The organism is Herbidospora mongoliensis (assembly GCF_001570545.1).
Classification (GTDB): Bacteria; Actinomycetota; Actinomycetes; order Streptosporangiales; family Streptosporangiaceae; genus Herbidospora; species Herbidospora mongoliensis.
Window position 1 is genome coordinate 59,991 of the sequence record NZ_BBXD01000018.1, and the last position, 22,169, is coordinate 82,159.

General features: G+C 74.4%; 4 protein-coding genes (2 of these 4 cut by a window edge). All 4 read right to left on the reverse strand.

Annotated features, from left to right (window positions below):
• Tightly spaced (each overlapping or abutting the next), the 4 genes in view from AW272_RS26550 to AW272_RS26565 form a layout consistent with a single transcriptional unit that may run on beyond the window.
• A protein-coding gene (locus tag AW272_RS26550) for a non-ribosomal peptide synthetase (protein ID WP_066370576.1) crosses the window boundary here: on the reverse strand, window positions 1-9,031 show its 5' portion. Its footprint begins 551 nt before the window's first position; only the first 9,031 of its 9,582 coding nucleotides appear in the window; the start codon lies at window positions 9,029-9,031; its stop codon lies off the left edge, out of view.
• Window positions 9,021-15,458, reverse strand: coding sequence for a non-ribosomal peptide synthetase (locus tag AW272_RS26555; protein ID WP_083958704.1), 6,438 nt, complete (start codon window positions 15,456-15,458; stop codon window positions 9,021-9,023). The genes AW272_RS26550 and AW272_RS26555 overlap by 11 nt, the downstream gene beginning before the upstream one ends.
• A complete protein-coding gene (locus AW272_RS26560; protein ID WP_066370578.1) occupies window positions 15,455-16,228 on the reverse strand; it encodes a thioesterase II family protein in 774 nt (257 codons plus the stop codon). The genes AW272_RS26555 and AW272_RS26560 overlap by 4 nt, the downstream gene beginning before the upstream one ends.
• Window positions 16,221-22,169, reverse strand: partial view of a non-ribosomal peptide synthetase gene (locus tag AW272_RS26565; protein ID WP_066370581.1) — the 3' portion only. It continues 75 nt past the right edge of the window; the window shows 5,949 of its 6,024 coding nt (coding positions 76-6,024); the start codon falls outside the window, past its right edge; its stop codon occupies window positions 16,221-16,223. Before AW272_RS26565 ends, AW272_RS26560 begins: the two co-directional genes overlap by 8 nt.

Below are 22,169 nucleotides of genomic sequence, written 5' to 3' on the forward strand. Positions count from 1 at the left end.
CCGCGACCTCCCCCGGCTCGACCCGGTGACCGCGGATCTTGACCTGGTCGTCGGTGCGGCCGATGAGGTCGAGGTCGCCCGAGTCGAGGACACGGCCGAGGTCGCCGGTCCGGTACATCCGCGCGCCCGGCGGGCCGTAGGGGTCGGGGACGAACCGTTCGGCGGTGAGCCCCGGGCGGGCCCAGTAGCCGCGCGCCACGCCGGGGCCGCCGATCATGACCTCGCCCGGCGTTCCGGGGGCGCAGGGGTCCAGCCAGGGGTCGAGCACCCTGACCGACGCTCCGGCGATCGTCTTGCCGATCGGCACGCGCGGGCCTTCCTCGGTGCAGGCGACGTGGACGGTGCAGGCGACGGTGGCCTCGGTGGGGCCGTATTCGTTGACGATCACGGCGTCGGGCCAGCGGGCGGCCAGCGCGGCGGGAAGCGTCTCGCCGCCGACGACGACGTGTCCGGCTTGCGGCCGTTCGCCGGACGGGGAGCTGAGGATCGCCTCCAGGTGGCCGGGGGTCAGCTTGACGAAGCCGTAGGGGCCGCCTTGGGCGAGCAGCCTGCCCAGGGAGGCGACGTCCAGGTCGGCCGGGAGCATCCTCACCCGGCCGCCCGCCACCAGCGGGCCGAACAACGTGGTGACGGCCAGGTCGTAGGCGGGCGAGGTGAGCACGGCCGAACCGGCGGCGGCGTCGTAGCGGGCGGCGGCGTCGCGCAGGTAGGCGGCCAGCGATCGGTGGGAGACCGCCACGCCCTTGGGGCGGCCGGTCGAGCCCGACGTGGCGATGACGTAGGCGAGGGTGTCGGGGTCGACGGGGACCGGGTCGATCTCCGGGCCCTCGTCGACGTGGTCGTCGAGCACGATGGTGACGCCGATGTCCGCCAGGAGCGCGGCGCGGCGCAGCGGCGGCCATCCGGGGTCGAGCGGCAGGTAGGCGGCCCCGGCGTACCAGACGCCGAGCAGCGCGGCCAGCAGTGCCGGCCCGCGCCCGAGGCAGACGCCGACGACCTGTTCGGGGCCCGCGCCCTCGGCCTGAAGTCGTCCCGCGACGCGGCGGGCCATCCGGTCGAGCTCCGCATAGGTGAGCGTGGTGCCGTCCGGCGCGATGACGGCCACCGCGTCGGGGGTGGCGGCGACCTTCTCGGCGATCGCGTCCGGGGTGGTCTCCCATGGGATGGCGTCAGTCGGCGCGGCTTTCCGGAGTCCGGCCGGGGCGATCGGGATCGCCAGGCGGGACAGCCGGATCGACGGGTTCGTGGCGATCTCGCCCAGGGCCTGGAGGAAGCGGGTGGCCAGCCGTTCGGCGGTGATCCGGTCGAACAGGGCGGTGGCGAACTCCAGCAGGCCGGTCAGGGTGTCGCCGTGGTCATCGAGGTGCAGGGTCAGGTCGAACTTGGCGACGCCGCCGTCCAGGACGACCGGCTCCCCTTCGGGGCGATCGACGTGGTCCAGCGCGAACATCACGTCGAACAGCGGGTTCCTGGACAGGTCGCGATCGGGGGACAGCTCCTCGACGAGCGTCTCGAACGGCACGTCCTGGTGGGCCAGCGCCCCGGCGACCGTCTCCCGCGCGCTTCGCAGCACGTCGGTGAACGCCGGGTCGCCGCGCAGGTCGCCCCGGACGACGAGGGTGTTGACCGTGCAGCCGACCATCCCGGCGAGGTCGGGGTGGTCCCGCCCGGCCACGGGGGTGCCGAGCGGGACGTCGCGGGCCCCGGTCTGGCGCGCCAGGAACATCTGGGCGGCGGCCAGGGTGGTGACGAACATCGTGGTGCCGTGCGCGCGGGCGACCGCTCGCAGCCCGTCGGCCACGTCGTCCGGCACGTCGAAGGTGACCGCGTCGCCGGCCCAGTCGCGGACGGCGGGGCGCGGCCGGTCGGTGGCGAGCGGCAGCGTCTCCAGCCCGGCCAGCCGCTCGCGCCAGTAGTCGAGCTCGGTGGCCTGGCCGTCCTGCCAGGCGGTGTAGTCGGCGTACTGGACCGGGTCGGGACCGGGGTCGTCGCCCGCGTAGAAGGCGGCGAACTCGCGCTGGAGCACGCCGGTGGACCAGCCGTCGCAGGCGATGTGGTGGAGGACCGCGACCATCAGGTGGTCGTCGGCGCCGAGTTCGATCAGCCGGACCCGGATCGGCCACTCCGCCGCCAGGTCGAACGGCTGCCGGGCGGCGGCCAGGGCGGTCCGCAGCGCGGCTTCCTCCGGCTCGGCGGTGACCGTGAGGTCGATCGGGCCCGCCGGGTCGACGGTCTGGCGGGGCTCGCCGTCGACGACGGCGTACCGGGTGCGGAGGATCTCGTGCCGCGCGACCAGCCGCTCCCAGGCGTCGCGGACCCTTCCCTGGTCGAGACCGCCGCGCAGCCGGATGGCCATCGGGACCAGGTACTCAGGGCTGCCCGGGTTGAGCCGGTCGAGCAACCACAGTCGGCGCTGCGCCGGTGAGAGCGGCACCGGGCCGCTGCGGTGGAGGGTGGGGATCGGCTGCGGTCCGGTGGTCTCGGACGCGGAATCGGACGCGGAATCGGACGCGGAATCGGACACCGCCTCGGACACCAGGCGGGCGACGGCCTCGACGGTCGGCCGGTCGAAGACCGCGCGCATCGGCAGCGCGACCCCGAACGCCTCCCGCAGCCGGGTGACCATCCGGACCACCATGATCGAGTGGCCCCCGAGGGCGAAGAAGTCATCGGTGGCCCCCGGCTCCCTCCCGAGCAGCCCCGCCCACACCTCGGCGACCCGGCGTTCGACGTCGGTACGCGGCGCGACGGAGACCCGCTCCCCGGCCGCGCCCGGCTCAGGGAGCGCCTTGCGGTCGACCTTGCCGTTGGCGTTCAGCGGAACGGCCGAGATGGCGATGGCGTGAGCCGGGACGAGATAGTCGGGCAGCCTGTCCCGGCACCAGGCGAGCAGCTCGGCCTCTTGGGTCCCGGCCTCGGCGGGCACCCAGTAGGCGACCAGGCGTTCGTCCCTGGCCAGCACGATCGCCTCGTGCACGCCCGGGTGGGCGGTCAGCACGGCCTGGACCTCGCCCGGCTCGATGCGGTAGCCGCGGATCTTGATCTGGTCGTCCGCCCGGCCGAGGAAGTCGACGTCGCCGTTCTCCCGTACCGACGCGAGGTCGCCCGTCCGGTAGAGGCGATCACCGGGAGTGCCGTAGGGGTCGGGGACGAACCGTTCTGCGGTGCGGCCGGGCATCGCGTTGTAGCCCCGGGCCACCCCGGCCCCGCCGATGTAGATCTCGCCCACCACGCCGACGGCGACCGGTTCGAGCTGGCGGTCCAGGACGTACATGGTGGTGTTCGGGATCGGGACGCCGATCGGGACCACCTCACCGGGCACCGGGCCGTCGATCGCGTAGGTGCTGTTGGCGACGGAGATCTCCGTCGGGCCGTACTCGTTGAGGGTGCGGGTGCCGCCGCCGATGGCCTGCCAGCGGTCCAGGATGCCGGTCGGGAAGGCGTCCGCGCCGATGGCCAGCAGTTCGGTCAGCCCCGCCGCCCGGTCGGGGTCGAGCTGGTGGGTGAGCAGCTCCACGTGGCCGGGGGTGAGCTTCACGAAGCTGTACGGTCCGCCGTCGGCCAGCAGTCCGCCCAGCTCGCCCGGCTCGACCCGGGGCGGCAGCAGGTGCACCCGCTGACCGAGCATGAGCGGGACGAAGATGTTCGGCACCACCATGTCGAAGGCGACCGACGAGAACAGCGGGGCTCCGCCGTTGCCGTGGGCGGCGTACCGCTCGACCCCCCACCACAGGTAGTTGGCCAGGCCCCGGTGCCCGATCAGCACGCCCTTCGGGCGGCCGGTCGACCCGGAGGTGTACATGATGTACGCCAGCCCGTCGAGGTCCGGCCTCACCAGCGGCCGGGTGGACGGCGCGTCGGCCCACACGTCCGGCGTGAGAACCGTGCCGTCACAGACCCCGGCGAGGGCGGCGGCGTGCTCCGGGTCGGCGAGGACGACCAGGGCGGCGGCGTCGGCGAGCACGTTGCCCCAGCGGTCGGCCGGGTGGGCGGGCTCCAGCGGCGTGTAGGCCGCCCCGGCCTTCCACGCGCCGAGCATGCCGGCCACCAGATCGGGGCCGCGTTCCAGGCACAGGCCCACCACGGTCTCCGGCCCGGCCCCGTGGGCGCGCAGCGCGTGGGCGACGCGGTTGGCGCGGGCGTCGAGGTCGGTGTAGGTGAGGGAGCGGCCGTCCCAGGTGGTGACGGCCTCCGCGCCGGGGAGCAGCCGGGCGGTCTCCTCGAACACCTCCAGGACGGTGACCGGCGGGCGGGGCAGCTCGGGCGGCCCCTGGAGCAGCCGGTCGCGCTCGCCCGGGGCGAGGTAGGCGGCCAGGGCGTCGCCGTAGGGGTCGGACGCCATCGCGTCCAAGACCGCCTTGTAGCGGCCGGCGAGACGTCCGGCCTGGTCGTGGGCGAGCACCTCGGGGCGGGAGGTGAGGGTCAGCAGGCCGCCGAGGACGGTGACCGACAGGGGGAACTCGTTCGGGCTGACGTCGACGCTGCCCGCCAGGTCGACCAGGTCGGTGTCGACGACGGTGAAGTCCAGGTAGTTGAAGTAGACCTCGACGATCTGCCGTCCACCCGCGAACCGCTGCTGCGTCTCGGGCAGCGGGAAGCGCCGGTGCGGCCACATCGCGGTCTCGGCCGCGAACACCTCGCGGGCCAGCCCGCGCCAGTCCGCCGCGTTCGGCGCGTGCGGGAACGGGACCGTGTTGATGAACATCCCGGCCAGCCGGTCGGCGCCGAGCACCTCGGGCCGGGTGTCGCAGACCAGCCCGGTGTGGAAGGCGCGTTCGTGCGTCAGCCCCGACATAACCTTCAGATGCGCCGCCAGCAGCACACTCTTCAGCGGCACGCCCGCCGCCGAGGCCAGCCGCCGCAGCCCGGCGTCCTGGTCGAACAGCGGAATCTGGATCTTGTACGGTTCTCGCCCGCCCCCCGGTTCGCGCCAGGCGGCCGGGAGGGTGAGCTTGGCGTGCCCGTCGACGACGCCCTTCCAGTAGGCGCCCGTCCCGGGATCGTCGACGGTGGCCAGTTCGGCGGCGACGAAGTCGGCGTACCGGACGGGCGGCGGGTCGGAGGCCGGCACCTCCCGCGCGTCGCGGAGGGCGCGGTAGAGGGTGAGCAGGTCCATCAGCAGCGAGTGGTAGCTCCAGCCTTCGAGGATGGCGTGGCACTCGGTGAGCGACAGCCGCCACGTGTCCGGGCCGGTGCGGTGCGCCGCCAGGCGCAGCAGCGGGGGGACCAGCAGGTCGAACGGCGTCGCCCGCTCGTCGGCGAGGAAGGCGTCCAGCTCGCGCTCATCGTCGAGCGCGCCGACGTGGACGGGCATGGTCGCGGCGGCGTGCACCCGCTGGATCGGCCGGTCGCGGCCGGACAGGTCGATCGAGGTGCGCAGCACGTCGTGCCGCTCGACGAGCAGCTCGGCGGCCCGCCGCAGGGCGGCCTCGTCGAGGGGGGCGTCGTCGGTGATGCTGAAGCTGGTGACGTTGTGATAGTTGCCGCGCTCGGCGTCGGCGAGCATCTCGTAGACCATGCCGGCCTGGATACGCGACAGGGGGTAGGCGTCGGTGACGCCCCCGGGCAGGGCATCCCGCTCGTGCGGTTCGATCAGCGCGAAGGGTCGCACCGAGACGTGCGGCGTGGCGGTGCCGCGCCCGGCGGCCCGCACGGCGAGCGCGGCGACGGTCCTGTCCTCGAACACGTCCCTGACCGCGACGTCGAACCCCTCGGCGCGCAGCGCCCCGACCAGCGCGACCGCCCGGACGGAGTCGCCGCCCAGCTCGAAGAAGTCGTCGCGGACCCCGATGCCGGCCTGGCCCAGCACCTGCTCCCACACGGCGGCCATGCGCCGCTCGGCCACGGTCCCCGGCGGCTCGGCGGCTCCACGAGGCGCCGCGCCGGGCGCCGGCAGCGCCGCGACGTCGAGCTTCCCGGTAGGGGTGAGCGGCAGCCCCGCCACGATCTCGATCGCCGAGGGCACCATGTACGGCGGCATCAGTTTCCGCAGGTGTTCGCGCAGCTCGCCGGGCGTGGCCGTGTCGGCCCCCGGCGCGGCCTTTGATGCCGCGGGCACTCCCGGGACCACGTAGGCGACCAGGCGGCGGTGGCCCGGGGTGTCCTCGCGGGCGATGACGGCGGCGTCGGCCACGCCCGGGTGGGCGGTGAGGACGGCCCGCACCTCGCCGGGCTCGATCCGGTAGCCGCGGATCTTCACCTGCTGGTCGGCCCGGCCCGCGAACCGCAGTTCGCCGCCGGCGGTCCACCGGGCGAGGTCGCCGGAGCGGTAGACCCGCGCGCCCGGAACGTACGGGTCGGGGGCGAACCGGTCGGCGGTCAGCGCCGGGCGGCCCAGGTAGCCGCGGGCGACTCCCGCGCCACCGACGTACAGCTCGCCGATCACGCCGGGCGGGGCGAGGTCGCCGAAGACGTCCACGACATAGGTGCGCATGTCGTTCAACGGGCGGCCGATCGGGCTGCCCTCGTCCGCGTGGGTGACCGGGCGGCGGGTGACGTGGACGGTGGTCTCGGTGATGCCGTACATGTTGACCAGCTCGACGCCGGGCCAGTCCGGCAGCGTGGCGGCGTCCAGACGCTCGCCGCCGAACACGACCATCCGCAGCGTGGGCGGCGGCTCGGGCATCACGGCCTGGAGTCCGGCGAAGGCGGTCGGGGTCTGGTTGAGCACGGTGACGCCCTCGGCGGCGACCAGCGCGGCCAGCGCCTCGGGATCCCGGGCCACCTCGTGTGGCACGACGACGAGCCGCCCGCCGTGGGCGAGCGCGCCCCACATCTCCCACACGGAGAAGTCGAACGCGGGGGAGTGACACATCGCCCACACGTCGTCGGGGCCGAACCCGAAGGCCTCCCGGTCGGCGGTGACGAGCCGCCCGAGGTTGCGGTGGGTGACCTCGACGCCCTTGGGACGGCCGGTGGAACCGGAGGTGTAGATGACGTAGGCGAGCCGATCGATGGCGGCCGTCGTTTCGGCGGTCCCGGACCGCTCGGCGTTCTGGGTGAACTCGGCCTGGGGGCGGGTGGGTTCGACGGTGATCCAGATCCCGGCGATCTGGGTGGGCTTTGACTTGGGGCGGGCGGGGTCGAGGTTGGTCTCTACCCCCGCGTCCACCGCGAGCCGGGCCAGCCGGTCCTCGGGGCGGGCGGGATCGAGGGTGATCGTGATCCCCGCGTCCTCGGTGATCTGGGCGAGACGGGCCTCGGGATGGCCGGGGTCCAGGGGGACGTAGGCGGCACCCGACTTCGCGACCGCGAGCAGCGCCAGCACCAGGTCGGCGCCGCGAGGCAGGCGGACCCCGACGCGGCTCTCCGGCCTTGCCCCCTCGGCGCGCAGCCGCCGGGCCAGCGCGTCGGCGCGGGCGTCGAGGGCGGCGTAGGTGAGGCACTCGGTCCCCGCGACCAGAGCGATGCGGCCCGGGTGCGCGCGAGCGTGCCGCTCGAAGCGGGTGACCACGTCCTCGTGGCCCGGCTCGGGTGCTTCCGCGCCCGGCGCGGCCGGGTGGGGGTGTGCGCGGCCATGTTCCTGGAGGCGGTGGTCTGACTCGGATCCCTCCGCGAACTGGGCGGCCGGCTGGAGGTGTGCGCGGTCATGCGGCTGGAAGCGGTGGTCCGGCTCGGCTCCGCCCGTGCTCCAGCTCAGCAGGGCGGCGCGCTCGTCGGGGGCCAGGATCGGCAGGTCGGCCACGTGGGCGTCGGGGGTGGCGGCGATCGCGGTCAGCAGGCGGGTCAGCCGGGCGGCCATCGTCGCGGCGGTGGTGGGGTCGAACAGGTCGGCGGCGTACTCGACGACTCCCGTGAGAGCGCCGTCCGACTGCCTGCGCACAGTCAGCTGGAGGTCGAACTTGGCGCTCACCGACGCCAATGGCACCACCTCGGCAGGTCCCGGTCCGCCCTCGCCGCGGGCCGGGTCCTCCTCGTAGGCGAAGACGTGCTGGAACAGGGGGTTTCTGGTCAGGTCGCGGCCGGGTTCGAGGTCGGCGGCCAGCCGCTCGAAGGGCACGTCCTGGTGCGCGAACGCGCCGAGCGCGGTCTGCCTGACCCGGTCGAGCAGCTCCCCGAACGTCGGGTTCCCGGCCAGGTCCAGCCGCATGACCAGCATGTTCACGAAACAGCCGACGACATCGGCCACCTCGGGCGCGGTCCGCCCGGCCACCGGCGTGCCGACCGCGACGTCGAGCCGTCCCGCGTGCCGGCCGAGCAGCAGCGCCCAGGCCGCCAGCAGCGTCATGTACGGCGTCGCCCCCCGGCTCCGCCCAAATCCCGCCAACCTCTCGGCCACCTCTGCGGGCACCCCGAACAGGGCCATCCCGCCACCGGTGCCGCGCACGGCCGGCCGGGGCCGGTCCGTCGGCACCTCCAGCGGCGACAGGTCGGCCAGCCGGTCCCGCCAGTAGTCGAGCTCAGGGCCCGCCGCCGGACGGGACGCCTGCCAGGCGGCGACGTCGGCGTACTGCACGCGCGGGCGCGGCGGCAGGTCGGCGCCGGACAGCAACGCGGTCAGCTCGCGAGAGATGATCTCCAACGAGATCCCGTCACACGCGATGTGGTGGACGGCCAGCGCCAGCACGCACCCGCCGCCCTCGACCTCGACGAGCGCCGCCCGCCAGACCGGCCCGGCGGCCAGATCGAACGGCCGCCACACGAGACCGGCCACGACCTCCTCGACCCGCTCGGGCGTGGCCGGGACCACGGCCAACCGGATGGTCGAAGGCGCGTCGACGACCTGCCATGGCTCGCCGTCGCCGGGTACGAACCGGGTGCGCAGCGCCTCGTGCCGGGCGGCCAGCTCCGACAGGCACTCGCGCAGCCGCGCCGCGGGCACCCGCTCGGCGAACCGCAACACCAGCGGCACGACATAGGCGACGCCGCCGGGATCGAGCCGATCGAGGAACCAGAGCCGCCGCTGGCCGGGCGAGAGCGGCAGCGGGCCGGACCGATCGGCCAGCGGCAACCGCGCCGCCGGGCCACGCGCCCCGGCGAGCCGACGTCGCAGCAGCTCCCGCCGCTTCTCGGCGGCCGTGTCATGCGTCATGTCTGGCTCCGTCCGCTGGCACGTCGTCTTCGGCGAGGAGGCGTTCTATCTCGGCGTCGCTGAGGTCGTCGATCTGGGCGGACAGCGCCGTCTCGACGGCTGCGGCCAGGGTGGCCACCGTGGTCGACTCGAACAGGGCCCGCAGGGGCAGGTCCACGTCGAACTCCTCGGCCAGGCGGTGCTGGACGCGTACAGCCAGCAGTGAATGGCCGCCTAAGGCGTAGAAGTCCTGGTGAGCGCCCGGTTCGACGCCGAGCAGTTCGGCCCAGACGGCGGCCACGCGTTCCTCGGCGACGCCCTCGGGCGGGCGGTCGCCCTCGACAGCGGCGGGGCCGGGGGCCGGGAGCGCGGCACGGTCGAGTTTGCCGTTGCGGCCGACCGGCAGTGCGTCCAGCCGGGTCCAGACGGCTGGGACGAGCGCGGCGGGCAGTCGGCGGGCGCAGTGCGTGACGATGTCGCGGTCGTGCGGGGGCTCGCCGGTGGCGACGTAGTAGCCGACCAGGCGGTCTCCTGCGACGGTCACCACCGCCTCGCGCACGCCCGGCAAGGTGGCCGCGACGGCTGCGATCTCGCCGGGCTCTATCCGTACACCACGGAGTTTGACCTGGTCGTCGGCCCGGCCGAGGAACTCCAGGACGCCGTCGCGGGTCCAGCGGGCCAGGTCGCCCGTGTGGTAGAGCCGCTCGCCCGGACGGTCGGGGTCGGGGGTGAAGCGCGTGGCGGTCAGGCCCGGCCGGTTGACGTAGCCGCGTGCGGTGCCGACGCCGCCCGCGAGCAGGTGGCCCGGCACCCCGACGGGCGCGCGGCGGCCCTGGCCGTCGACGACCACGACGCGCATGCCGTCGATGGGGGCGCCGATCGGGACCGGGTCGGTCTGCCCGGCGGGTACCTCGATCGCGGTGACGTCGACCGACAGTTCGGTGGGGCCGTAGAGGTTGTGGAGGCGGGCGTGCGGCGCGGCGGCGTGGAAGGCGCGGGCGGCCGAGGCGGTGAGGGCCTCGCCGCTGGCGAACACCTCTCGCACGCACTGGGGCACGGTCGGGACGACCGCGAGGAAGGCTTCCAGCATCGACGGGACGAAGTGCAGATGGGTGACGTCCTCGCCGGCGATCACCCCGGCCAGGGCACGTGGGTCGCGGTGCGCGCCGGGCGGGGCGGTGACCAGGGTCGCGCCGGTGATCAGGGGCCAGAAGAACTCCCACACCGACACGTCGAACGTGGCGGGGGTCTTCTGCAGGACACGGTCGCCGGGCCGCAGGCCGTAGGCGCGCTGCATCCAGCGGATCCGGTTGACGATCCCGGCGTGCTCGATCATCACGCCCTTGGGGGTGCCGGTGGAGCCGGAAGTGTAGATCACGTAGGCCAGGTCGCCGGGCCCTGCCGGTTCCGGGGCGGCGTCCCTGCTGGTCTCCCGGACGGATTCGTCGGCGGGTGACAGCAGGGGGACGACCGAGGGGAGACGGTCGGGGAACTCGGTGACCACCGCGGCGGCGTCGGTGTCGGCGACCAGCCAGGCCAGCCGTTCACGCGGGTCGTCAGGGTCGAGCGGCAGGTACGCGGCGCCCGCCCGCAGGACCGCCAGCAGGGCGACGACCAGGTCGGGGCCACGTTCGAGGCAGACCCCCACGACGTCACCCCGGCGGGTCCCGGCCGCCCGTAACCGGGCCGCGAGCCGGGCCGCGCGATCCGAGAGTTCTTGGTAGGTGAGCCCGGGGGTGCCGGGCGCGGTCACGGCGAGTGCGCCGGGCGTGGCGGCGGTGTGCGCGGCGACCAGGCCGTGGAGGGTGCCGGGCGCGAGTTCGGGGCGACGAGAGTCGTTCGGCTCGGCGGCGATCCTGTCGCGGAGGGTGCCTGGCGTGGACTCCGGGCTACCAGTCTCGGCGGGTCGCGCGGCGATCGGGCCGTGGAGGGTGCCGGACTCGTAGTCGGTCAAGGTGGCTCGCTCGCCGGGGGACAGCAGGTCGGCGTTCTCGGCCGGGCCCGTTGCGGTGGCGAGGGCCGTGATCAGGCAGGAGAAGCGGTCGGCGAAGTGTTCGATCGTGGCGGGGTCGAAGAGGGCGGTGGCGTATTCGAAGCGGCAGGTCAGGGTGCCGTCTCGGGACAGGCGGACCATCAGGGTGAGGTCGGCCTTGGCGGTTCGCCAGGCGGACAGGCCCTCGCCGTCCTCGGACAGGTCTTCGGGCCGGTCTCCGGTCTGGAGGTCGAACAGGACGTCGGTGATCGGGATGCGGGACATGTCGCGTTCTGGGCGCAGCTCGTCGACCAGGACCTCGAACGGCAGGTCGCGGTGGGCGAAGGCGTCCAGGGCGGTGGTCCGGATCCGGGTCAGGAGTTCGTCGAAGTCCGGTGCGCCGGACAGGTCGGCGCGCAGGACGAGCGTGTTGACGAAGAAGCCCAGCACGTCGTCGAGTTCGGGCCGGTCCCTGCCGTCCACGGGCACGCCGACGGGCAGGTCGGTGCGGCCGGTGTGGCGGGCCAGGAACACCGTGAAGGCCGCGAGCACCGTCATGAACGCGGTCGCGCCGGCCCGGCGGCCCCGGTCGAGCAGGCCGAGGGCGGGTACGGAGAAGGCGTGCATCGCACCGCGCGCGTCGCGGATCGGCGGCCTGGGGCGGTCGGCGGGCAGGTCGAGCGGGGTGACGCCGGTCAGCCGCTCCTTCCAGTGGGCCACCAGGCGGTCGCGGTACGCCCCGGTCAGGGTGCGGCGTTGCCACTCGGCGAAGTCCGGGTAGCCGAGGCGGGGGGAGACGATCCCGTCGCCGCCGAGCGCGCGGGTCAGGACCTCGACCGAGCGGGCGTCGCAGGCGATGTGGTGGACGGTGACCAGCAGCAGGTCCGCGCCGCCCGGCACGTGGACGAGCAGCGCGCGCCACACCGGGCCGCGTTCCAGGTCGAAGCCTCGCGCCAGTTCGGCGGCCAGCAGCGCGGTCACCCCGGCGGCGGAATCGGCCGACGCCTCCTCCAGGAGCACGGCGGGTTCTTCGTCCACGACCGCGTAGGGGTCGCCCGCCCCGGCGGCGTATCGGGTGCGGAGCACGTCGTGGGCGCGGGCGACGTCCAGAAGACGTTCGCGGGTGGCCTCCCACCCGCCGGGGGCGGGCACGACGAGTGGGACGACGTATTCGGCGGACCCGGGCCGCAGCCGGTCGAGGAACCACAGGCGGCGCTGGCCGAACGACAGCGGCAGCCGGCCGGTGCGCGGCACCGGCACCAGCGGGGGCGGGGCCTGCCGGGCCGGGCCGTCGAGGTAGGCGGCCTGGTCGCGGACGGTCGTGCGGGTGAACAGCTCCGGGAGCGGAACCGCCCGGCCGGTCGTCTCGGCGAGGCGGGCGGCCAGGCGGGCGAGGAGCAGCGAGTGGCCGCCTAGCCGGAAGAAGTCGTCCTCCAGGGCGATCGCGCCGGGCTCCAGGTTGAGCAGGGTCGTCCACACCTCGGCGACGGTCTTCTCGGTCGCGGTTCTGGGGGGTGTACGGGGGCCGTCCTCGACCGTCACGGGGAGTGCGGCGACCGCGAGCCGGTCGATCTTGCCGCTGCTCGTACGGGGGAAGGAAGGCAGTTCGACGATCGCCGCCGGGACCATCGCCTCCGGCAGGCGGCCTCTGACCGCTTCGCGCAGCGCGTCCACGACCAGGGACCCGGACCGTGCGGTCACGTGGGCGACGAGCTGGACACCACCCGACGGCGCGCGGCGGGGTGTCACCACGGCCGCGCTGACCTGCGGGCACGCGGCGAGCGCGGCCTCGATCTCGGCGGGTTCCACCCGCACGCCGTTGATCTTGATCTGGTCGTCGGTACGGCCGAGGAACTCCAGCACCCCCGCTCCGGTCCACCGCGCCAGGTCGCCGGTCCGGTAGAGCCGCGACCCGGGTGGCCCATGGGGATCGGGCACGAACCGTTCCGCCGTCAGCGCCGGGCGGCCCAGGTAGCCGCGGGCGACCCCGGCCCCGCCCGCCATCAGCTCGCCCACCACGCCCTCGGGCACCCGCTCGCCGTCGGCCAGCACCCGGATGCGCAGCCCGCCGATGGGGCGGCCGATCGGGATCGGCCCGGTCTCCTGGCCGACCTCGTGGGCGGTGACGTCGATGGAGCACTCGGTGGGGCCGTAGGTGTTGACGATCCTGGCCGGGCTGAGCGCGCGCAGGCGGGCGCACAGGTCGGCGTGCAGAGGCTCGCCCGCGCAGAACAGCAGCCGCAGGGCGCGGTTGCGCTCCCAGCCGGGCTCCTCGACCAGCAGCCGCAGCAGCGCCGGGACGACCTGGAGCACGGTCACGTCGTGGTCGCCGACCGCTGTGACGATCGCGCCGGGGTCGCGCTCGGCTCCTTCCGGTGCCAGGACGACCGTGCCGCCGGAGACCAGCGGCGCGAAGAACTCCCAGCCCGCCGCGTCGAAGGTCAGCGGCGTCTTCTGGAGGACCCGGTCGCCCGCGTGCAGGCCGTGCTCGGCGACCGTCCACAGCACCCGGTTGGCGATCCCGGCGTGGCTGATGACGACGCCCTTGGGACGGCCGGTCGAGCCGGAGGTGTACATGACGTAGGCGGCCCGGTCCGGATCGGCGGGGGCCGGGACGAACACACCCGGCAGCACGACCTCGTCGGCGAACACCGGCGTCAGGCCGTCGGGGAGACGTCCGGCCAGGTCAGGAGTGGTGACCACGACGCGCACGCCACAGTCGGCGGCCACGGTCGCCAGGCGGTCACGGGGGTGGCCGGGGTCCAGGGGGACGTACGCGCCCCCGGTCTTCCAGACGGCCAGCAGAGCGGCGGGCAACGCGGCGCCCCGGCGCAGGAAGACGCCCACGGGCGACTCGGGGCCGACGCCGGCCTCGCGCAGCCGGTGGGCGACGGCGTCGGAGTCGGCCTCCAGCTCGGCGTAGGTGCGCGGGCGGCCTGCCCCGGCCACGGCGACCGCGTCAGGGGTACGACGGGCCTGCTCGGCGACGAGCTCGTGGAGCGCCATGAACTCGCGGCTGTCAGCCGCCGGTGACTCGCGGTCGTAGGGCGCGCCCTGCTCGTAGGCGGCCAGACGGCGGTCCTCGGCCGGGCCGGTCATCGCGACCCGGGCGACCGGCGCGTCCGGGTCGGCGGCCAGGCCCGCCAGGAGGGTGCAGAAGTGGCCGCTCATCCGGTCGACGGTCGCGGCGTCGAACAGGTCGGTGGCGTATTCGAAGGTCAGCCGGATCGTCCCGGCCTCCTCGATCATGTGCAGGGTCAGGTCGAGCTGCGACCCCCGGTGGGTGAAGTCCAGCGGCAGCGACGACCCGATGGGCGGCAGCGCGCCCGCCTCGGCCGGCATGTTGTAGGCCACCCGCACCAGCGGCGGCGCCGACCGGTCCCCGCCGCTCCGGTGGCCCAGCTCCCGCACCAGCCGCTCGAACGGCACGTCCTGATGGGCCATCGCGCCGAGCAGCGCCGACTTCACCCGCTCGATCACCTGCCGGAACCCGGGCCCGCCCCCGAGGTCGGCCCGCACGACGATCATGTTGCTGAACATCCCGACGAGGTTGTGCAGCTCAGGCTCGGTCCGCCCGGACACGAACGCGCCCAGCGACACGTCGCCGACGCCGGTGTAACGGTGCAGCAGCACGCAGAACGCCGCGAGCACCGTCATGTACGGCGTCGCCCCCGCCGCCCGCCCGATCCCCGCCAGCGACCCCACCAGCGACGGGTCCAGCACGACCTGAAGCGAGTCGCCCTGATAGGTCGGCCGGGCCGGTCGCCGCCGGTCGGCGGGCAGGTCGAGCGGGTCGAGCCCGGCCAGCCGCTCGGTCCAGTACGCCAGCCCCCTGTCCTGCTCGGCGACGGCCGGGCCGCGCTGCCAGGCGGCGAAGTCGGCGTACCCGACGGGAAGCTCCGGCTCGTCGAACCCGGCCAGCTCGCGCAGGATCAGGGTGAGCGAGGTGCCGTCCACGGCGATGTGATGGGCGGCGATGACGAGCACATGGTCGGCCGGCCCGAGCCGGACCAGTTCCACCCGCCACAGCGGCGCCCGATCCAGCCGGTAGGGGCGCGACCCGGTCTCGTAGGCGTGCCGGAAGGCCATCTCCTCGGCCTGCGCCGCGGCGACCCCGGACAGGTCGACGAGCGGGATGTCGACCGGCACCTGCTCGGCGACGTGCAGGAACGGCTCCCCGGCGTCCTCGGTGACCGACATGCGCATGGCGTCGTGCCGCCCGACGATCACCGCCAGCCGCCGGGTCAGCTCCTCGCGGTCGACGTCCATCGGCAGTCGTCCGGCGATGACCAGGTTGAACAGCGGCAGCTCCCCGGCCAGCCGGTCCATCAGCCAGACCCGGGCCTGGGCGTACGAGAGCGGGACGGGCCCGGTGCCGGTCCGGCGCGGCACCCTCGGCGGCGGCGGCCCGGCGGACCCGGCGGCGAGCCGGGCGAGCAGCCGCCGCTTGACGTCCGACATCGGAGGTGAGGTCATCGGGCCACCGCCAGGTCGGCCGGGCGACCGGCCGCGATGTCGGCGGCGACGCCGTGGGCGATGGCGCGGCGGTCGGCGGTGAAGAAGCCGTGCCCGCCCGGGTAGACGCGCAGCGTGAACGTCCCGGTCGTGGCGGCCCGCCAGCCCTGGAGCTCCTCGACGGTCACGCTCGGGTCGGTGTCGCCGCCGAACACCGAGATCGGGATCGGCAGCGGCGGCCGGGCCCGGTGCCGCCAGGTCTCCAGCACCTCGTAGTCGGCCCGTACCCCCGGCTCGAACATGCCGAACAGGGCGGGGTCGGCGAGGATCGCGTCCGGCACGATGCCCAGCCCCTTCAGGTGCCCGGCCAGTTGATCGGTCGGCAGCGTGTGCACCTCGGTCGGCTCGACCAGCGCCGGCGCGGGGAACGCGCACACCGCGAGCAGCTCGGGCGGGCGGCGACCGGCCGCGATCAGGTGATCGGCCAGCTCATAGGCGGTGAGCGCGCCCGAGCAGTAGCCCAGCAGCGCGTAGGGCCGATCCACGACGGCCGCGAGCGCGTCGGCCAGCACCGGGACGAGTTCCGCCAGCCGCGTGTGCGGCCTCTCCCGCAACCGGCTTTCCCGGCCGGGTAGCCGGATGCCGCACAGGTCCACGCCCGAGGGCAGGTCCCCGGCCCACTCGCGGAAGGCGGCGGCCCCCGCGCCCGCGTGCGGCAGGCACACCAGGGTCACGTCGCCGTCGGCGGCCGGACGCAGCCGCGCCAGCCACGGGTTCCTCGGATCACTCATGCGGTCCTCCCGTGAGCTGCGGGGACATACTCATGGCGTGCACGGTCGGATGATCGAACAACCAGCTCAGCGGCAGCTCGACCGACAGTTCGGCGGCGAGCTTGCCGACCAGCACCGGCGCGAGCAGGCTGTGGCCGCCGACGTCGAAGAAGTCCTCATGCGGCCCGACCTCGCGCCCGAGTTCCTCGGCCCAGATCGCGGCGATCCGCCGCTCCAGATCAGTCATCGCCGCCGATTCCGGGGCGATTTCCGTCCTGTACGTCATCAGCGCGCGCCGATCGATCTTGCCGGTGGCGGTCCGGGGCAGCGCGTCGTGCACGGCGATCCGGGCGGGCACCAGGTGCGCGGGCAGCCGTCCGGCCAGCTCGCGCCGCAGCTCGAAGGGGTCGCGCGGCGCGACGACATGACCCACGAGCTCGGTCCCGCCATCCGTGGGGACAGCCACGACGGCCGCCTGCCGGACGCCCGCCAGCTCCTCCAGCGCCGCCTCGACCTCCCCGGGCTCGACCCGCGCGCCCCTGATCTTGACCTGATGGTCGGTACGCCCCAGTAACTCCACCTGCCCGTCGGCCCGGACCCTGGCCAGGTCACCGGTCCGATAGAGGCGAGCCCCGGGCGCGGCCGGGTCGGGCAGGAAGCGTCCGGCCGTCAGCCCCGGCCGGTTCAGGTAACCGCGCGCCAGCGCCCGACCACCGACATAGAGCTCACCGGGGAAACCATCAGGAACCGGCCGCATGCCCTCGTCCAAGATCACTGCCCGCACCCCCGCGATCGGCCGCCCGACCGGAACCCCGGGCGACAGCCCAGAGGCGGGTTCGCGCGGGTCGGGTGAGCCGTCGGGACACAGGGCGTCCCAGGCCTCGGAGGAGCCGTAGAGGTTGAGCAGCAGCCGCCCGGGCAGCAGCTCGGCGAACAGCCGGGCGACATCGCGGGTCAGCGGTTCGCCGCTGCTCACCCACGTGGTCAGGTTCGGCAGCCGCGAGGCCAGGCCGGGGACGGTCCGCAGCAGCACCCGCAGCAACGACGGCACGATCAGCACCCGCGACACCCCGGCGTCGGCCAGCTCGTCCACCAGCACCTGCGGATCGCGGACCGCGTCCTGACTCAGCACGACACTGGCCATCCCGCCGGTCAGCGGACCGAGCAGCTCCCACAGGGAGTCGACGAACGCGATCGGGGTCTTCTGGCACGACACCTCACCGGCCAGGAAAGGCACCGCCTCCCGCATCCAGCCGAGCCGGTTGAGCAGCGACCGCCCGGTGATCGCCACACCCTTGGGCCGCCCGGTGGACCCGGAGGTGAAGATGACACAGGCGACGTTCTCGGGATCGGCCGGCGTGATCGCCGTGTCGGACACCTCGTCGGCGACCTCGGTGAGCACGAGCAGCGCGCCCGCGTCCTCGGCCAGCGCGCTCAGCCGTTCGGCCGGATGAGCGGGGTCGAGGGGGAGATAGGCGGCGCCCGCGTACAGGATCCCGACGACGGCGACCGGCAGATCCAGGCCGGGCGGCAACCGCACGCCGATCACGGTCTCGGGGCCCGCACCCCGCGCACGCAGCCGGTCGGCCACCGCCCGGGCACGGCGATCCAGATCCCGGTACGTGAGCACGTCCGCCCCGGCCCGGAAGGCGACCCCGTCCGGAGTGCGGGCAGCCCGCGCGGCGATCGTCTCGGCCAGACCGGTACCGGCGTCCCGGGCGGCGAATTCGGAAGCGGACACGGGGGCGAGTGAGATCGCCGCCATCGGCTGGGCCGGGTCGGCGGTGCCCTGGTCCAGGACCCGGTCCAGGGCGGTGACGACGCTTTCGACGGTCGGGCGGTCGAACAGCTCGGTGGAGTACTCGGCGAACCCGGTCATGCCGCCGTCCGGCTCGGGCCAGAGCTGGAGCGACAGGTCGAACGCCGACGTCGTGACCGGCACCGGCACCGCCTCGATCCGCACCCCGGGCGCGAGCTCCACCGGAGCCTCCGGCGTGTTCTGCACGACCACCGCGACCTGCACGAACGGTGTGACCCCGGCGGCACGCGCGGGCGCGACCTCCTCCACGACCCGATCGAACGGCACCCCCTGGCAGGCCAGCGCCGCCACCGTGACCGCCCGCGACCGGGCCAGCACCTCGCCGAACCCGGGATCGCCCGACAGGTCCGTGCGCAGCGCGACGGTGTTGACGAAGAAGCCGACCAGGTCCTCCAGTTCGGGCGCGGCCCTGTCGGTGGTGAAGGTGCCCACGATGACGTCCGTGGTCCGGCAGGCCCGTGCCAGCACGACGTTCAGCCCGGCCAGCACCCCCATGAACGGCGTCGCCCCGGCCCGCCGGAACGCCTCGATCACCCGCGCCGGAACCCGGACGGGCACCCGGTCGGCCGCCCACGTGCGCCGGGCCGGACGGGCCCGGTCGAGCGGCAGGTCCAGCACCGGCGGCGCGTCCCGCAGGGTCTCCCGCCAGAAGTCCAGCGCCTCGGGGGAGACGCCGGATTCGTGCTCCCACACGGCGAAGTCGGCGAACCCGGCCGTGAGCGGTGGCGGCTCCTGCCCGGCGTAGAGGGCGGCGAGGTCGTGCAGGAACACCGACCCGGACCATCCGTCGAACACGATGTGGTGCACACCCACGACCAGGGTGAGCTCCGGCTCCACCAGCCAGAAGCGGGCCACCGGACCGACCGACAGGTCGACCCCGGCCGCCGCCTGGGCCAGCACCGGCTCGACCGGGCCGTGCACCCGCTCGACCGTGACCGGGGCGGGCGGGTCGACGACCATGACGGGTTCGCCGTCCACCTCGATGAACCGCGACCGCAGCGCCTCCTGCCGGGCCACCACCCCCGACACCGCCGCCACCAGCCGGTCGACGTCCACGTCACCGGACAGGCGCAGGGCCAGCACGACCTCGTACTCGCGCGCACCCCCGGCCAGCCGGTCGACGAACCACAGCCGCCGCTGCCCCGGCGACACCGGCACGGTGCCGTTGTGCGCGGCCCGCGCCAGCGCCGGACGTCCCTGAGTGACGGAGCCGGCGGCGGTCAGCCGGTCCTGGACGAGATCGGCCAGCGCCGCCACGGTCGGCGTCGCCAGGAAGTCGGCCAGCGGCACCTCACAGGCGAACGTCTTGCGGACCCTCGCCAGCAGGCGGCTGGCCAGCAGACTGTGGCCGCCGACGTCGAAGAAGTGGTCGTGCGCGCCGATCCGGTCGAGGCGGAGCAGGGTGGTCCACAGGTCGGCCAGCGCACGTTGCACATGTCCGCGCGGCGGGACGTACCCCTCCAGCGCGGGCCGATCGGAGGCCGGACGAGGCAGCGCGGCCCGGTCGACCTTGCCGTTCGGGCTGACGGGCAGCGCCGCCAGCGTCACGACGAGCGCCGGCACCATGTAGTCGGGCAGGGCGTCCCGGCAGTGCCGCAGCACCTCGGCGAGCGAGGGCCCCTCCCCGGCCGGGACGACGTAGGCGATCACCCGCCGGTCGCCGTCGTGCTCGGGGGCGGTGACCACGACGTCCCTGATCCCCGGATGGCGACGCAGAACCTGCTCGATCTCCTCCAGTTCGACCCGGAACCCGCGGATCTTCACCTGCTGGTCGGCCCGTCCGAGGAACTCGGTGAGCCCGTCGCCACGCCGTCTTACCAGGTCCCCGGTCCGGTAGAGCCGACCGCCGGGTGTCCCGGGGTCGGGCACGAACCGTTCGGCGGTGAGCGCGGGCCGTCCCAGATAACCGCGCGCCAGACCCGCGCCGGACACGAGCAGCTCGCCGATGACGCCGGGCGGCGCCGGCGAGAGGCCGGGCCCCATGATGTGGATCCCGGTGAACGGCAGCGCCGTCCCGATCGGCACCCGCCCGGAGTGGTGGCGCGGGATGTCGTAGGTGGTGGTGAAGATCGTGGCCTCGGTCGGGCCGTAACCGTTCATGACCTGCCCGCCGGGCACCAGCGCGGCGGCCCGCGCGACGTGGTCGGCCGAGAGCTGGTCACCACCCGCGATCAGATGCCGGACCGTGGGGAACGGCCGCTCGGCGCAGTCGACCACGGCGTGAAAGAGAGCCGCCGTCAGCCACGTGACGGTGACCGGCTCGTCGGCGAGGAACGCGGCCACCCGCTCGGGCAGCGCCTTGCCCGCCGGAAGGATCGCCAGCGTGTGCCCGTTCACGAGGCAGCCGAACAACTCCAGCACCGACACGTCGAACGACAACGGCGTGGCCAGCATGAACACCTCATGCGCACCGAGCGGCAGCCAGTCGGGCTCGTGCACCCGGCAGGCCACGGCCGAGTGCGCGACACCCACGCCCTTGGGCCGCCCGGTCGAGCCGGAGGTGTAGATGACGTACGCCAGAGCTTCTGGGTCGACCGGGTCGAGTGCGGGAGCCTCGCCAGGTCCGGTGCCCGGGGAGACCACCGTGACCCCGTCGAAGGCTCCTGCGCCGATGACCACCCGGGCGCCGGAGTCCTCGATCATGTACGCCAGCCGCTCGGCCGGGTAGTCGGCCTCCAGCGGCAGATAGGCGGCCCCGGCGTGCAGCACGGCCAGCAGGGCGACCGGTACGTCCAGCGACCGGGGCAGGCACACCCCGACGATCGAGCCGGGCCCGACGCCGTGCTCCTTCAAGGTGTGGGCGAGCCGGCGGGCGCGCCGGTCGAGGTCGGCGTAGGTGAGCTCGGATCCGGCGCAGGTGGCGGCGATGGCTTCCGGGGTGCGGGCGGCCACGTCGGCGACCAGGTCGTGCAGGCAGCGGGCCGGTGGCGGTTCGGCGGCCGGAGGTTCAGGCGCGGTGAGGATAAGCCGGGAGATGGGGGCGGACGGCTCGGCGGTGCCCTGGGCCAGGGCGTGCTGGAAGGCGGTGACGAAGCCGTCGATGGTCGGACGGTCGAACAGCTCGGTGGCGTACTCGACGAACCCCGTCAGACCGCCGTCTTCCGGCCAGACCTGAACGGACAGGTCGAACGCCGCCACCCGGATGGGGACCGGCACCGGCGTCGCCGTCACCCCGCCCCCGAGCCGCGCCGCCGGCTCGGGCACGTTCTGCAACGCGACCGCGACCTGCACATACGGGGTCACCCCGGCCGCCCGCTGCGGCGAGACCTCCTCGACGACCCGGTCGAACGGCACGTCCTGGTGCCCGAACGCCTCCAGCGCGGTGACCCGCGACCGCGCCACCACCTCACCGAAGCCCGGATCCCCCGACAGGTCGGTGCGCAGCGCGACCGTGTTGACGAAGAACCCGACCAGATCCTCCAGCTCGGGCAGCACCCGGTCGGAGGTGAGCGTGCCCACCACGACGTCGCGGGTGCCGCAGTATCGGCCGATGACCACGTTGAGCGCGCCCAGCAGCCCCATGAACGTCGTCGCGCCCCGCTCCCGGCAGACGGCGGCCAGCCGCCCGGTGACCTCGGGGGAGACGGTCAGCGGAATGCGCTCACCCGCACCGGACCGCCGCACCGGCCGGGGCCGGTCGAGCGGCAGGTCGAGCACGGCCGGAGCGTCGCGCAGGGTGTCCCGCCAGAAGGCGAGCCCGTCGGGGGACAGCCCCGACTCGTGCTGCCAGACGGCGTAGTCGGCGAACCCCGCCGCCAGATCGGGCGCCTGCGTACCGGAGTAGAGAGCGGCCAGATCCCGGACGAACACCGACGCCGACCAGCCGTCGAACACGATGTGGTGCACCCCCACGACGAGCGTGCAGTCGGGCTCGGCCAGCCAGAACCGGGCGATGGGCCCCACCGACAGATCGACCCCGTTCGCCGCCTCCGCCAGCACCGATTCGAGATCGCCGTGCACCCGCTCGACGACCACGGGAGAGGGCGGATCGACGATCATGACAGGCTCGCCGTCGACGGCCATGAACCGCGACCGCAGCGCCTCCTGCCGGGCGACCACCCCGGAGATCGCCTCGGTGAGCCGGTCGACGTCGAGGTCACCGTGCAGCCGCAGGGCCAGCACGACGTTGTACTCGCGCGCACC